We start from the raw sequence: 14,132 nt of genomic DNA on the forward strand, positions 1-14,132 counted from the left end.
TATTTTAAGAAGTTAGTTCTCTAATTTTTTTAATTCTTCAACAGTATAGTCTTTTGTATTTTGTGGACGAATAGAATAGCCTGCATAACCAGGGTAACCAGGATAACCAGGATAACCAGGGTAGCCCGGGTAGCCAGGATAACCTCTATAAGGAAAATTGAGTATTTTGTAGAAACGGTCATTATCAAAAATACTCCCCAAATAATTACCTTTTTTATCAACTGCGTGTTCGTCATCCCAAGGGAACCAACCAATCCAATTAGCATTACTATTAAAAAGATAACTATCTATTTTAAAAGCAATCCAGTTACCGCTTGAGTTAAACAAATATTTCATAAACTCTCATTTTTTTCAATCTTACTAATTTTTTCTTCAGCTATTTTGAGGATTTCCGTACTGTCCTTTTCGTTTTTTATCATCTGGACAATCTGTTCGGACATCCAAAGCTTAATTAATTTGTTTTCATCTTCTTTTAATTCTTTTGCAAATGCTATTACCTGCTCTCGTCTTGCCATACGGTTTCCTCGTTCAATCTTGCTTAAATAAGCGACATCCATATTGATATTTGCAGCCATTTCCCTTAATAGCAAATTGCGCTTTTCGCGCAATGAGCGTATGTATTCTCCAAACTCCATAATAGCATTTATTAGACTTGTCAGATTTTGTCTAATTTAAGAAAAGGAAGCTAAAGGAAACCAAAAAGATATAAACAGTTATTAACAGAAAGTGAGGAAGTTAAGGATTTAAGGAAACCTATACTTTAATTCCTTTGTTTCCTCAATTTCCTTATAATGATTTTGCAGGATTTGAATAGTTATTATGAGCTTCTCTATGTATTAACCCTGCATCAACAAACTTTGTAATGTAACCTTCTGCTGTTTTATGTGGGATGTTTTGTTTGGTTGCTAAATCTAAATAGTCTTGTCTGCTAAAATGCTTGGGTAGGCTTTCTAAAAAGCGTTCCTTTCGGTTTAAGCGTTTTACTGCTTTTTGTTCTATTGGCAAATCATTAAACACCTTACTACTATGCTTTACTAAAATAGAAATGATAGTTAGCGCATTTTGGAAATCGACATCCTCACATTCTTTTACTTGATTGACATCACCATCTTCCATAATACGAAATGCCGTAAATAACATCATTAGCCTAAATGCAATTAAGCCTAATCGTCTAATAGTTGCGATATACTCTTCGGGTTGTAAGTTGATGTATTTAGTCTGTAAGGATTCAAAAAATGTATTGAATTGCTGTTGTTGAGGTGTTGTTAGTCTTACCTCAATTTCAGGATTATTCTTCAATGTTTTATATAGGCCTAAAAACTCACTTCCTAATTGCGAATAGTAATCATCTAAACCAACATTGTTATTGCTTGAAAATACATTTTTCCAAGTGGGCTTTATATTCATATAATAGAATATAAAGCGACTGAACAAACCATTTTCGGCATTCGGGATTAAGGTTGCCACTTGCTTGGGTGTACCTGACAATACAGTAGATAAACACGGTTTTTCAATATCTACATACTCTCTGTCGGTTCTACGATAATAACTAATGGTTTCGTGATGGAAGGCTTTACGAAAACCATCGCTATAATTGCCATAATCGCTTTTAAAAGCTTGTGCCAAGGTATCGCCTTCGGTTTCAAAAATCAATCCTTTGCCTTCATTATCAGAAATTAATTGATAGACACCCGTAACACTATTATTGGCAGGTATGAACAACATTCTTTCGGGTGGCTTACCTGGTTTCTCTAAATTTTCATCTTTACCCTTGTTCATATTATACGTTGCCATTTCTGTATTAAATTGTTGCTTTAGTACTTTGGCTTGCTCACGCTTTAACTTGTGTACAGGATCCACCAAATTTTTAATTTGGTTAAGCCTGCCTTTACCTGCAGATGCAGGTGCAGTTACAAATAGATATAAATTAGCAAAGACTTTGCGTTGGTCGTAAATACCAAAGAGTTTAGGAAAACAGGCACTAAAAGCCGTTAAAGCTCCCAATAGCAAAATGTCTTTTTCCTCTTGACTGCTCGCAGGATTTACAACTTGTTGTAAAAACTGCGGTAAGGTATTAAATACCTCATCTGGTATTGTTGGCATTGCTTGTTCTGGTACATCAACAACAGTTTCAACTTTTGTTGCAACCTCGTTGTTGCTTTGTTGCTTCATAGGTTTTATACCTGCCTGATGCGCATAATGGTAAAACGTTCCAATGGTAATGCCGTGACCTTTTGCATTTAGGCACTTATTGAATTGCTCATCACATTCTTTTGAATCATAACCTACATGGTTTTTGCTTATTCGGTGAAAATAATCTCTTCCTGTTTCTCCATATTCTTCAGCTAAAGCGAATCCTAAATCTCTCCAAGTGGCATAATTTCCTGTGATATCTATGCCCGATTGCTCAATTGCAGAAATATAGATTTCAATGTAGTTAACAGCAAAAGCAACAACATTAGTTGTTGCGTTGTTGCCTGTTGGTTGCGATTGCTCTTCTGGAACTTCCAACCATTCTTTCGGATTAAATATTTTTGTCATAATGCTTGGTGTCTTTTATGTAAAAAGGCTGTTGGGTCGTATGGTAAAAAACACGCTCTGGAAACGTCTTTACCTGACTGGTCAACCTCAATGTTATAGGTGTATTTTATGTAATTCGCAACTGCCGTGAAATACTCTGAATGTGTTACCTCTGAAACATCTATTCTGACAATCCATTTTAGGCCATCACCAGAAGGTGATGTGAACAGCATTTCGGTTTCAAAGTATTCATCGTTTAGTAATTGTGCTTTTAACTCTTGAAGATTATCTAAATGGTCGAAATCAATAGTTAATAGATTGGAATGTTCTAACAAATTGTTATCATTCCGCTTTTCAAACGTTCCTGAAAAAGTGACGTAATCAAAGCGATTAGCTTTGAATTTACGTGCTTCTTTTACATCGGTTATTGCTCTTAAATCTTCAGTAATCCTTTTGTATTTATCACTTGTGATTAATGCAAATACTTGATGTAATCGCATAGTTTCCGCAGGAAACACATTGCGAACCGGGGCTTTGAAAAAGCTACAGTAAGCATACCAGGTATCATCTGGACCATTCAACCAATCTAATTCGCTTTTTTCCTTGACTTCTAAATTTAGGTGCAACTCTTGGTTAATCTTATGCAACAATTCTTCTTCATCGGTTATTCTGAAATGGTACTGTGCAAAATCGAATACATCTCCGTTAAAAGTTTTTAGTTCTGTATCTCGATGTGTTGCTATAACGCCATCAATATGAATCCGTAAAGTTTCTTTACCACCATTAAAAGGATTTCGGGTTATCCCGCAGTCCCTTCCTTTTACAGAAAGGACTGTTGTTTCAGGATAATAGTGTCTTAACACGTAGGCATAAATCTTTAAGCCGTAATGTGTTTTATCTAAAATTGCTTCTCTACTTACTTCCATCTTGATTGAAATTATGGTTGTAGTAGTTATCTTGAAGCAATTGCTCTACATCGGACACTTTGTAATAAAACTTACCCTTTACTTTGCTATAAGGCAGTGTTCCGTTATCTCTAAAGGTCTGTAAGGTTCGCTTACTGATGTGTAAGGTCTGCAATACGTCTTGGTTGTCTATCCACGTATCTTTTAATACTTCCGCTCTCGAATGTCGTAACAACTCGATACGTGCTTTTAAGTCCTTTATTTCTTGTGAGAGCGCCAAGAGTAAATCGATTATTTCAGTCATAACTTCACCGCTCCTTTCTTAATTAAGTAATCGGCAGCTTGCTGTTCGATTTCATCTTGTGAATCAACACGGTTACTCAATAACCATTGTTCTAATTCTGCTCTGTTGAAATAAATCTTCTTACCATTCGGTTTGTAATGCGGAATGGTTCCGGTACTCGTAAGCTTGTATAAATGGGATTGTGACAATTCCAAAAATTTACAGGCTTCGTTGAAAGTCAATACGTTTTTTACAATAATGTTTCTGTCTAAAACGTGTGCTTCGATAATTTTAAGACGTTCTAATATTTCGTCCATAACTAATTAATTTTAAGTAATAGAAATGGACATCTGGCCAAATGTCATTCTTGGTTTTCAAGAACAGGACAAAGGTTTAAAATTGGCTATCGGATTTTAGTAAGAGTGTAAAATGAGAGTAAGACAACAGTAAGATTTCTTACTAATCTTACTGTTTTTTATTGCAGTTGTTGGATAATATTGTCTATTTCTTCCTTTTCTTTTGGGTTATGGACTTTGTTTTTATGAAGATTATTTGCCTTTAGAGGTGTTCCTGTTTTAGTAATAAACTTTCCAGAACGCTCAATTGAAGTTGGATTAAATCCTGTAAAAAAAGGTTTTAAAACATCTACTATATAACTAAACTGTGTGGTTTCACATTGAAGGTGAATTTCTGTATTTCCTTCTGTAAAATCTTTTGCTATTAAAAGATTATATAATTGTTGAACTGTAGTTCTATTATCCAATATATCAATCCTTAATTGAAAATCATTTAGTACTTTGAGTAAGTCAGATGTATCTTTATTTTTATATCCAAATGAGGTTTTAGGTTTACTTTTCGGTTTAGATGGTTTTTTAACCACCTCTTTTTTATCAGCTTCTAATTTTACAAATACTGAAGTATCAAAATAAGTATCATTAAAGTACTTTTCTGTTATTTCTTGAATTGAGAATAAAGCAGTTTCTGAAAATTGTCCGTATTGCTCTTGTAGTTCTATGTATAGGCGAATTGCAGATACTTTTAAGTAATTGATTATGTAATCAGTATCGTTGCCTAAATCGTTACTTATAGACTGCTTTTTGATGTAGGCGGCAATATCCTTTAGATACTTATCGTATTTATTAAATTGTCTTGTATATCTGTATTTGCTTTCGGGTTCTCCTGCATCGATTGGAAATTCGGATTTTAATGCTGCTAATTCGGTTTCGGTATCATTAGAAATCAACTTAAAGTAATATTCTTTTCTACTGTTTAAAGGTCTTTTAAAGTTTACTTTAAAAACCGCATTATCAGCTTTTGGTGTTTCCTTTAATTCAGAGTTCTGAAAATTAAATTCTCTATCTGATCTATCGTCTCTATGTAAACCGTTGGTAATTGATACCAAGCTTGCAAATACATTTCCTTTCATTATAAATCTAATTGAATACGGTTAGCAGCTTCTTTCTTTTTATCATCAATTACTTTGGCGTAAATCTGTGTGGTTCTTAATTCTTTATGCCCTAACAATTTTGATACCGTGTAAATGTCTGTACCCAAAGTTAATTGTAAAGTGGCATAGGTATGACGGGCACAATGAAAAGTAATGTTTTTAGTAATACCTGCTTTTAACATCCATTGTTGCAATTTAAGGTTTGACCAGGCACTATAATGTAAGCCTTCAAAAACTTTTGTTTCGGGTTTTCCTGCTTCTCCTAATAATTCTCTGGCTTGTTCTGATATTGGTAAAGTTTCAGCTCCTTTGGTTTTCTTTTGTCTGAAACGTATGTAATAACCCATTTCTTTAGAGTGTTGGATTTCTGACCACAACAATTTTTCAATATCTGACCAACGTAATCCGGTAAGGGCTGAAAATATAAACGCATTTTTTAATAGTGGTAATTCACATTCTGTGTTAACTGCTTTTTGTAATTCATCAAGCGTTAAAAATTCTCGTTGAGGTTCTCCTTGTTTGAAATAATCTACACCATTAGCTGGATTGACTTTTAAAATACCATCCTTTACCGCTTGCTTTAAAGCTGCGCAAAATTTACCATAGTATGAATATTTAGAGTTTTGAGACAATTTTTTACCTGCTCTTGCCATAGCATCCTTATCTAAATACTCTTTGAAACGCTCAACAAATGATTTATCCAAATCTTGGAAACTTACATCCGTAGGACAAAAGTTTTTCAAGTGTTTTAGCATACTGTTCCAATTCCCGTAGTTGCCAGAGCTGGTATTTTTCTTTTCAGCTAAAGCCGTAACATAAGTAATAAAACTGCCTTTTAATTTCTCAATATCCTGAAAGCCATAAATACCATTTTGAATTTCTATTTGACGTTGTGCGCAAATGGTTTCTGCTAATTGCTTGGTTTTCTTGTTAACCTCTCTTTCGGTTTTAGTTTTAGGATTAGTCGTAAGGTATAAACGCAAATACTCGGTTTTGCGTTTTCCTTTATGATAGTAATCTAAATACAGACTTATTTTATCATTCTTTTTACGTTGTCTTAATGTTACTTTCATAGGATGCTAATTAAAAAGGTTTTCTATTTGCCATCTGGCCACAATACGCTTTCTTCCAAAAGGGACTGCTTTTAAACGTCCTTGTTGAATCATTCTTTGAATGGTCCATCTACTTACACCAATCAATTGTGAGGCTTCAGTAACGCTTAAAAAATCTTTATTATTTACCGTGTTGAGGTTTGGAATTTGGACAGCTTCTTTTTGCTGCTGCATATCCTTTGTAAGAGTAGCTTGAATTTTTTCTTTACGCTTACGTGCCTTATAGGCTTTTTTAGCACAGGTATCACCACAGTATTTAGTTACTGTTGTGCGTGCTGTAAAAGCATTACCGCAATGTTTACAGGTTTTTGGGATGTATAAATTACTGCTCATAAATGGTGCTTTATGTAGCATTATGGTGCAACGTGGGGCAATATGGTGCATCATTTCGCCAATCTTTTAGCCAACAGATTTGGGCAACAAATCCGTATTTAAGGCAACAGATATACAACAAATTTAGTTAAAAAAGAGCAAAAAAGCAACAAAAAAGAGAAGATAAAAACTCATAAAGTCAATAAAATCAATACATTAACAAACAAAAGAAAGTAAGTTACTTCCCGATACAGAAATTCGCGAAAATATTTCCAAGCAAATCGTCACTTGTAATTTCACCTGTAATTTCCCCAAAATGATAGAGGGCTTGACGAATATCAATAGCGAGCAGGTCTCCAGGTAAGTCAGTTTCAAGTCCTGATTTAACTTTTTGAATTTCTTCAAATGCTTTTAACAAAGCATCATAATGACGAGAATTAGTGACTATGGTATCATTATTTCGCAATGCACCTGTATTAATTAAATTAAGAAGCTTATTTGTGAGTTGCTCAACTCCAAATCCTGTTTTAGCCGAGAGCAAGTGAATTTCAGGAATTTCACTTTTCATTATCGTTATTTGAGCATCATCTATTTGATCAATTTTGTTTGCTATAACAATTAGAGGTTTTTGAGGATATTTATTTTTAATCTTCTCTAGTTCAACTTTAAACTCTAAACTATGTATGTTAAACTCCGTGCTATCAAACAAATAAATAACCACCTGCGCCTGCTCTATTTTTTCAAAGGTTTTTTTAATGCCAATACTTTCAACAACATCTATAGTATCTCTAATTCCGGCTGTATCAATAAATCTGAAACCAATACCGCCTATGGAAATTTCATCCTCAATAGTATCTCTGGTTGTTCCAGCTATCTCAGAAACAATCGCGCGCTCTTCATTTAGAAGTGCATTTAACAAAGTAGATTTCCCCACATTAGGCTCTCCAACAATAGCTACCGGAATACCATTTTTAATCACATTACCCACAGCAAAGGAATCAATCAGTCTTTTTAACACGAATGAGATTCTTTCTATTAAATCTTTAAACTGAGTTCTATCTGCAAACTCTACATCTTCCTCTGAAAAATCAAGCTCTAATTCAATTAATGAAGCAAAATTTAAAAGTTCTTCACGAAGTTTAGCAATTTCTGATGAAAAACCACCACGCATTTGCTGCATCGCAATTTGATGGGATGCTTCATTATCGCTAGCTATTAAATCTGCCACAGCTTCAGCTTGGCTCAAATCCAATTTACCATTTAAAAAAGCGCGCAACGTAAACTCGCCAGCAGAAGCCATGCGGCATCCATTTCTTAAAAATAATTGTATAATTTCTTGTTGAATATAATTGGAACCATGGCATGATATTTCAACAACATTTTCACCAGTGTAGGAATTTGGATTTTTAAAAATCGATACCAATACTTCATCAATTGTTCTATTTACGTCAATAATATGGCCCAAATGAATGGTATGCGTTTTTTGCTTGGATAGTTGTTTACCAGAAACCGATTTGAACTGCTTTTCTGCTATGGCAATAGCATCTTTTCCTGAAAGTCTAATGACCGCTATAGCACCAGCGCCAGAAGGTGTAGCTAAAGCAACTATAGTATCTTGATTTATCATCACTTAAACTAAATAAATACCATCATCCTTAATGTCTATCTGACGTTCTTTATAAAGTGATCCGATAGCTTTTTTGAAGTTTTTTTTGCTCATTTGTAGCATATCCTTAATAATTTCTGGGCTGGATTTATCTGATAAGTTTAAATAGCCGCTATTATCATTTAATTCTTTAAGGATACGCTCTGCATTAGGCTCAATATTTCTGTAACCTATTTTACCTAAGCTAATATCTAATTTATTACCTGGGCGAATTTTTTTAACGATGCCCTTAAGCTTATCGCCTACACTAATATCTCGAAAAATACTGTCTTTGTAAATTAGCCCCGAATGTACTTTATTTACTATAACATTCATTCCTATATCGGATGGATGGGAGACTATGATATCGACTTCATCAAATTGATTCACTGTAAGTTCTTTATTATCAAGAAACCTATTTGTTTTACTTGACGCCACCAACCTATCTGTTTTTTCATCAATGTAACAATGCACTAAATACCATCCACCAGGTTTCATTTTAAAAGCCTGTTCCTTAAATGGACAAAACAATTCTTTTACTAAGCCCCAATCCAAAAAAGCCCCATAATCATTAACTTGATTGCATCGCAATAATGCGAAATCACCCTTCATAATATATGGCATATCTGTAGTTGCAACGGGTCGTTCTTCGTTGTCCAAATACACAAAAACATCCAACTTATCCCAAATTTTAAAACTTTCAGGAACATATCTATTTGGCAGCAACACTTCATTATCTTCATTATCAATAAGATAAATTCCATGATCGGTTTCACGAAGTATTTCCAGTGTATTTAGTTCTCCTAACTTTATCATGTTGCAAAGGTAATGATATTCATTTTTTAAAATAAAAAAGCGTCACAATAATGTGACGCTTGTCTTATCTATTTTCTTTAATATTAATAAACTGATTCTTTTTTGAAATGTTTAGTTAATAAATAGTAAACAACCGCTCGGTATTTATTTCTGTTAGATTTGCCATATTTCTCCATCACTGCATCTATGCCCTTATCTAAATCTGGTCCGTCTTTCAATCCTAACTTTTTTATTAAGAAATTATTTTTAACTGTAGCCAATTCTGATTCATCAGAACCTGACACCGTTGAAGCATCTGCATTGTATATTGATGGTCCACAACCTATAGTTACTTTGGTTAATAAATCCATGTCGGCATTAACACCACATTTTTCTTTTAAATCTGCAGCATATTTAGCAATAAGTTCATCTCTTTTACTCATAATGATTTGTTTTTAAAATTTAATAAAATATTTAGCATTGATAGCAGTCTTAAATATAACTAATTTTTAAGAAATTATCGTGTTCGCTTTTTAAAAATTATTTTATAAACTCAAAATACTGTAAAAGTATTTCATCATTTAGCTTTTTAGGAGTAAAAATTTCCAATAATTTTGGATGGCTGTCCTCTAAATAAAATGACTTTAAAGCAGATTTTAAAGAATTCGCATCTGAAACACTTTTGTATTTAAAACCAAACATTTTGCATAAATATTCAGCAGTATGATGATGGTTGGTTTCAAAAAAGGTATCGAAATTCTCTGTGTTTTTGTGCCCCGGTAAAATCCTAAAAATACCTCCTCCTTGATTATTGACCACAATAATTCTAAAGTTTTTAGGAATGTAATTATTCCACAAAGCATTACTGTCATATAAAAAACTTAAATCGCCAGTTATGAATACTGTTGGCTTTTTACTCACTACAGCACATCCAATAGCTGTTGAAGTACTACCATCTATTCCACTAGTACCCCTATTACAATAAACATCGAGTGTTTTATTTACATTAAACAACTGTGTGTAACGAATGGCAGAACTATTGCCTACTTGCAGTATATAATTATTGGGTATGGTTTTTAAAACTTTATCAAAAACCATAAAATCAGAAAATGGTATGGCACTTAAATATTCTTCGTGTTTTTTTAAACGCTTGTTTTTTACTGAATTCCAAATAGCTCTATAATCACTTTTTACATAATGTGTAATCTTCGTTAAGAACCCCTCAAAAAATTCATTTGGAGTTGTCTCAATATGCTTATTTAAACAGAAAAATGTATCATTGGCTTCCTTTTCATCTATATGCCAATGTTGTTTTGGTTTAAATTTCCTTAATAATTGCTTAATCTTTTTCGAAACAATCAATCCTCCAAAAGTTATTAAAATATCAGGTTGTAATTGTTTCTGTTCGTTTTCTGTTAAAGGTGCAATTATTTGATCTATACTTGGAAAAAAATTATTTTGGTGCAAATTAGAAGTGGTTTCAGTAAACACTATAACACTATCATCCACAGCTAACTCATTTAGCCATTTTTTATCAATGGTATCAGGATAGTTTACCCCAACTAAAATCATTTTTTTAGAAGCTTCATTCCAATCCTGTAAACAATCTTTTAAAATATAATCTTCAATCTCATTGGGTTTTACCGAAACGTCTATAACTTCCGGAGACACACTTAACTTATTTACGGTTTCATAAAGCGGTTCATCTAGAGGAATATTAATATGAACAGGACCTTTTTTAACTATTGCAAAATTTATGGCGGTATTTATTTCTTCTTCGTTAAAGGTTTGAATGTCTTTTTGTAAACCTAACAAACGCTCAAATTTATCTTCTAAATTCTTTAAAATTGGTAGCTCTTCATGTACAGGGATATTCTTCTCATCTTTTAAATCCAACTTTAAATTGGCTGAATATAAAATATGGTTTTCAAATACATTTTTCTGATTGATGGTTTGCCCATCACCAATTCCAATTAAATGCTTAGGTCTATCTGCCGATAAAACCAACAAAGGGATATGGCTATAAAAAGCCTCGGCCACAGCAGGATAATAATTTAAAAGCGCACTACCTGAAGTACAAACAACTGCAGAAGGTTCTCGTAATTGTTGCGCTATTCCTAAGGCAAAAAATGCTGCCGAGCGCTCATCAACAATACTATAACATTTAAAATAGGCATCGTTGGTAAAACCTATAGTTAAGGGAGCATTTCTGCTTCCAGGAGATATAATAATATGTTTTATGTTTTTAGCTTTGCAAAGCTGTATAACAGTTTGTGCTAAAGGTATTTTTGGGTAAGTCATGTAAACTTTAAATCTTATTGCAAAAATAAGAAATAGGCAACTATTAAGCGAATTACAGCACGTTTTTAATCACTAAAGATTTCGATACTGTCTCTTGCCATTCGCTTTCGGGATTAGAACTTTCTGTAATACCACCACCAACATATATAATAGCTTCTTGCTTTTTAATTTGCATACAGCGTAAATTTACATATAATTGGGTACTTTTTTTAGTCATAGTGTAGGCTCTATTTTCAATATTTCTTCTGCCTAACCGAGATCCAGATGTTGTTTCAAAATTGAGTTCTCCCAAAAAGCCGGTGTAATATTCACGATCATAGCTTTCATGTTTTATAATGAATTGTTTCGCTTCCAATTGTGGTAAACCACAAACGGCTGGGGTTGGGTGTAATACTTTTATTATTTGTTTCAATTGGACATCGGATTTTAAATGAGCAGAAATCATGGTTTTTAAATGCAGTAAATTACCAGCTTTTACGGTTTCAACATCTGATATTTTTATATTCTCTACACATGGTTTTAAATTATCTACTATGAAATCAGTAACATATTGTTGCTCTTGTTTTTCCTTATTTTGCCAAACAACGTTTAAAGTTCCTTTATAATCCTGTGTACCAGCTAATGCCATTATGGAGAACTGTTTGCCTTCAATTTTAAGTAAGGTTTCTGGAGTAGCGCCTAACCACAACCCCACTTTTGGGTGATACCAACAATATACAAATGCTGACTTGTATCTATTATATAATTTTTTAAAAATTGAAATTGGATAGGAGTTTGAAAGATTGATTTTTTCCTTCCGCGATAAAACGACCTTTTTTAAGTCTGATGTGTTTATAGTTTCGACACCTTTTTTAATAAGGTTCATATGAAACTCCTTCTCTAAATCTAAAGACTGGCTATTCTGTATTCCTGCTTTTTCAGGAATACTTAAATCCATGTCGGTAATTTTTTTTGAAGATAGCTTTTCTGAAACATGTAATGGAATCAGTATGGTTTTTTTTGATTCATCAAAAGGTGAAAACACAAACCCTTGATCAGTAAAATCTTCAGTGAAAAACAAATCCTCACTACTTTGAAGTAAACAAAAAAACCTATCATCATTTGGCTTTCTGTAAACAACAAACGGCAACTTATTACTATGTTGAACTTCAATTCGCTTAAAAAAATCTTCCAATATCATTTGTTATTTAGCCCTTGGAAGTGAGATGGTTGTTAATTTACAAACCGAAATTAGATTATGATTATCATCCGTGACTTTAATTTGAAACAGCTGTGTTGTACGACCTTTATGAATAAATTCAGCTTTAGCATAAACATTCCCATCACGTACGCTTTTAACATGGTTTGCCGAAATTTCAATACCTCTAACAAAAAACTCTTTGGTATCTAATAATAGTTCGGCAGCAAAACTACCCGTTGTTTCAGCCAATGCAACTGTAGCACCGCCATGCAACACACCATCGGGTTGATGTACCTTTGATGACACAGGCATTTTTAATACTAAAAAGTCGTCACCAAAATCTACAATTTCAATCTGCAAAGTTTCCAGCAAAGTGTTTTTTGCAATCTTATTAAAACGTTCTATGATAACTTCTCTGGATAATTTCATATAAATATTTATTTTATTAGCCATTACAAAAATACGAAATACTCCTGTAATCCTATTGAAATAATATCATTTCGAGTGATTTCATAAAGTAAAATAGCATCGAATAATATTACATAATTAGCTCTCGGTAAGTAAAGGAGACTTTGGAATACTCAAACTAACTAAACAGTAAAATTATAGGGATTAACTGACTAAACGCTTAATTATTTCTTTAGTTGGTAGAATGGCATTGGTATGTTCTATACTGGGGCCAGCTACCCATACGGTTTTATAAGTCGCTTTAGTTGCTGCATTTTTAGTGGCATTCATCCCAATTGAAAAGCGAATCATTTTTACCCACTTTTTAAGCTTTCTATTTTTGTTAAGTATAGATTCAAGCCAAGTTTGTTTTGTTCCGATTTTTTTTACGTAAGGTGTATTTATGACTGTGCAAGGGGTTCCAGATATACGCTCCGTCATTATAATATCATTGGCTCCATAATCAATGCAGGCTTGTTTATATTCGTCGGTAACATTGGCTTCGATAGAAGCAATAAAAGGGCTTCCAACGGAAACACCATCGGCTCCATAACTGAGCATTTTATCCAAATCCCTTTTGCAACCAACACCTCCAGCTGAAATAATTGGAATTGAACAATTAGATTTCAATTCTTTAATCAAAGATTCAGGTGAAATATTCCCTCTGTGCCCACCAGCTTGATTGTTAACCGCTATAATAGCATCAGCACCTAAAGTTTCTACCTTTTTTGCAAATTTTAAATCTACAACATCACAGAATACTTTAATACCAACCTTATGTGCTTGGTTTATGGTTTCTTCAGGGCTACCCAAAGAAGTTATTATAAAATCACAACCTTCTTCGCAAATCACTCTTAATTGTTCTTTATATTTTAAGTTTGATTTATTTACGATGAGGTTAAAACCAAAAGACCCACCTTCTACTTTGGAAGCTTTTAGTTCTTTCAAAGCATACCGCAATTCATCCAAAGTTCGATAATTCAATGCGGGAATACAACCTGCAATACCACCATTCATAGCCTCTTTAACCATTTTTACATTGGAAACCAGAAACATAGGTGCTTGGATGATGGGATATTTTATATTCAATAGTTGGGTGAGTTTAGTTTCCATTTATATGAGTTGATTTGAACAAATATAATAAATTTATTATGCGTGCATAATAAAAAAATTAATAAAAATATA

Annotated in this window: 16 protein-coding genes; all 16 read right to left on the reverse strand. The window is 33.2% G+C overall.

Features of this window, described 5'->3' with window-relative positions; translation table 11 throughout:
• Window positions 1-12 precede the first annotated feature (12 nt).
• Window positions 13-336: a 4-fold beta flower protein gene (locus ABD963_RS07640; protein ID WP_120201191.1), complete on the reverse strand. Its 324-nt coding sequence runs from the start codon at window positions 334-336 to the stop codon at window positions 13-15.
• Complete coding sequence (locus tag ABD963_RS07645; protein WP_345276359.1) at window positions 333-635, reverse strand: helix-turn-helix domain-containing protein; 303 nt, start codon at window positions 633-635, stop codon at window positions 333-335. Before ABD963_RS07645 ends, ABD963_RS07640 begins: the two co-directional genes overlap by 4 nt.
• A 151-nt stretch (window positions 636-786) precedes the next feature.
• A complete protein-coding gene (locus tag ABD963_RS07650) occupies window positions 787-2,541 on the reverse strand; it encodes a DUF3987 domain-containing protein (RefSeq protein ID WP_345276360.1) in 1,755 nt (584 codons plus the stop codon).
• Window positions 2,538-3,446, reverse strand: a complete 909-nt coding sequence (locus tag ABD963_RS07655) for a BT4734/BF3469 family protein (protein WP_345276361.1) — start codon at window positions 3,444-3,446, stop codon at window positions 2,538-2,540. Before ABD963_RS07655 ends, ABD963_RS07650 begins: the two co-directional genes overlap by 4 nt.
• Complete coding sequence (locus ABD963_RS07660) at window positions 3,433-3,729, reverse strand: helix-turn-helix domain-containing protein (protein WP_250432554.1); 297 nt, start codon at window positions 3,727-3,729, stop codon at window positions 3,433-3,435. The genes ABD963_RS07655 and ABD963_RS07660 overlap by 14 nt, the downstream gene beginning before the upstream one ends.
• Window positions 3,726-4,025, reverse strand: a complete 300-nt coding sequence (locus ABD963_RS07665) for a helix-turn-helix domain-containing protein (RefSeq protein ID WP_345276362.1) — start codon at window positions 4,023-4,025, stop codon at window positions 3,726-3,728. Before ABD963_RS07665 ends, ABD963_RS07660 begins: the two co-directional genes overlap by 4 nt.
• Before the next feature lie 158 nt (window positions 4,026-4,183).
• Entirely contained in the window at window positions 4,184-5,134 is a 951-nt protein-coding gene (locus tag ABD963_RS07670) for a DUF6617 family protein (protein ID WP_345276363.1), read from the reverse strand.
• The gene (locus ABD963_RS07675) at window positions 5,134-6,228 is read right to left on the reverse strand and encodes a phage integrase SAM-like domain-containing protein (protein WP_345276364.1); all 1,095 of its coding nucleotides are present in this window, start codon (window positions 6,226-6,228) and stop codon (window positions 5,134-5,136) included. Before ABD963_RS07675 ends, ABD963_RS07670 begins: the two co-directional genes overlap by 1 nt.
• A gap of 6 nt (window positions 6,229-6,234) precedes the next feature.
• Window positions 6,235-6,654 (reverse strand): helix-turn-helix domain-containing protein, encoded by a 420-nt coding sequence (locus ABD963_RS07680; protein WP_345276365.1) that lies wholly within the window; start codon window positions 6,652-6,654, stop codon window positions 6,235-6,237.
• 163 nt (window positions 6,655-6,817) lie between these two features.
• Window positions 6,818-8,206, reverse strand: a complete 1,389-nt coding sequence (gene mnmE / locus ABD963_RS07685) for a tRNA uridine-5-carboxymethylaminomethyl(34) synthesis GTPase MnmE (RefSeq protein ID WP_345276366.1) — start codon at window positions 8,204-8,206, stop codon at window positions 6,818-6,820.
• A 3-nt stretch (window positions 8,207-8,209) separates the two neighbouring features.
• Entirely contained in the window at window positions 8,210-9,040 is an 831-nt protein-coding gene (locus ABD963_RS07690) for a CvfB family protein (RefSeq protein WP_345276367.1), read from the reverse strand.
• Window positions 9,041-9,123: 83 nt separating this feature from the next.
• The gene (locus tag ABD963_RS07695) at window positions 9,124-9,462 is read right to left on the reverse strand and encodes a DUF2853 family protein (protein ID WP_345276368.1); all 339 of its coding nucleotides are present in this window, start codon (window positions 9,460-9,462) and stop codon (window positions 9,124-9,126) included.
• A gap of 97 nt (window positions 9,463-9,559) precedes the next feature.
• Window positions 9,560-11,320, reverse strand: coding sequence for a 2-succinyl-5-enolpyruvyl-6-hydroxy-3-cyclohexene-1-carboxylic-acid synthase (menD, locus tag ABD963_RS07700; RefSeq protein ID WP_345276369.1), 1,761 nt, complete (start codon window positions 11,318-11,320; stop codon window positions 9,560-9,562).
• Between the two features lie 52 nt (window positions 11,321-11,372).
• Complete coding sequence (locus ABD963_RS07705) at window positions 11,373-12,500, reverse strand: chorismate-binding protein (RefSeq protein WP_345276370.1); 1,128 nt, start codon at window positions 12,498-12,500, stop codon at window positions 11,373-11,375.
• Window positions 12,501-12,503: 3 nt separating this feature from the next.
• A complete protein-coding gene (locus ABD963_RS07710; protein ID WP_345276371.1) occupies window positions 12,504-12,929 on the reverse strand; it encodes a PaaI family thioesterase in 426 nt (141 codons plus the stop codon).
• Window positions 12,930-13,112: 183 nt separating this feature from the next.
• A complete protein-coding gene (locus ABD963_RS07715; RefSeq protein ID WP_345276372.1) occupies window positions 13,113-14,060 on the reverse strand; it encodes an NAD(P)H-dependent flavin oxidoreductase in 948 nt (315 codons plus the stop codon).
• Window positions 14,061-14,132 lie beyond the last annotated feature (72 nt).

Origin of the sequence: Litoribaculum gwangyangense (genome assembly GCF_039543505.1) — a bacterium.
GTDB lineage: Bacteria > Bacteroidota > Bacteroidia > Flavobacteriales > Flavobacteriaceae > Litoribaculum > Litoribaculum gwangyangense.

Bases quoted from the DNA above. Each gene is read 5' to 3' on its own strand.
- ABD963_RS07640 (WP_120201191.1), bottom strand. From the start codon at position 336: ATGAAATATTTGTTTAACTCAAGCGGTAACTGGATTGCTTTTAAAATA.
- ABD963_RS07645 (WP_345276359.1), bottom strand. From the start codon at position 635: ATGGAGTTTGGAGAATACATACGCTCATTGCGCGAAAAGCGCAATTTG.
- ABD963_RS07650 (WP_345276360.1), bottom strand. From the start codon at position 2,541: ATGACAAAAATATTTAATCCGAAAGAATGGTTGGAAGTTCCAGAAGAG.
- ABD963_RS07655 (WP_345276361.1), bottom strand. From the start codon at position 3,446: ATGGAAGTAAGTAGAGAAGCAATTTTAGATAAAACACATTACGGCTTA.
- ABD963_RS07660 (WP_250432554.1), bottom strand. From the start codon at position 3,729: ATGACTGAAATAATCGATTTACTCTTGGCGCTCTCACAAGAAATAAAG.
- ABD963_RS07665 (WP_345276362.1), bottom strand. From the start codon at position 4,025: ATGGACGAAATATTAGAACGTCTTAAAATTATCGAAGCACACGTTTTA.
- ABD963_RS07670 (WP_345276363.1), bottom strand. From the start codon at position 5,134: ATGAAAGGAAATGTATTTGCAAGCTTGGTATCAATTACCAACGGTTTA.
- ABD963_RS07675 (WP_345276364.1), bottom strand. From the start codon at position 6,228: ATGAAAGTAACATTAAGACAACGTAAAAAGAATGATAAAATAAGTCTG.
- ABD963_RS07680 (WP_345276365.1), bottom strand. From the start codon at position 6,654: ATGATGCACCATATTGCCCCACGTTGCACCATAATGCTACATAAAGCA.
- mnmE (WP_345276366.1), bottom strand. From the start codon at position 8,206: ATGATAAATCAAGATACTATAGTTGCTTTAGCTACACCTTCTGGCGCT.
- ABD963_RS07690 (WP_345276367.1), bottom strand. From the start codon at position 9,040: ATGATAAAGTTAGGAGAACTAAATACACTGGAAATACTTCGTGAAACC.
- ABD963_RS07695 (WP_345276368.1), bottom strand. From the start codon at position 9,462: ATGAGTAAAAGAGATGAACTTATTGCTAAATATGCTGCAGATTTAAAA.
- menD (WP_345276369.1), bottom strand. From the start codon at position 11,320: ATGACTTACCCAAAAATACCTTTAGCACAAACTGTTATACAGCTTTGC.
- ABD963_RS07705 (WP_345276370.1), bottom strand. From the start codon at position 12,500: ATGATATTGGAAGATTTTTTTAAGCGAATTGAAGTTCAACATAGTAAT.
- ABD963_RS07710 (WP_345276371.1), bottom strand. From the start codon at position 12,929: ATGAAATTATCCAGAGAAGTTATCATAGAACGTTTTAATAAGATTGCA.
- ABD963_RS07715 (WP_345276372.1), bottom strand. From the start codon at position 14,060: ATGGAAACTAAACTCACCCAACTATTGAATATAAAATATCCCATCATC.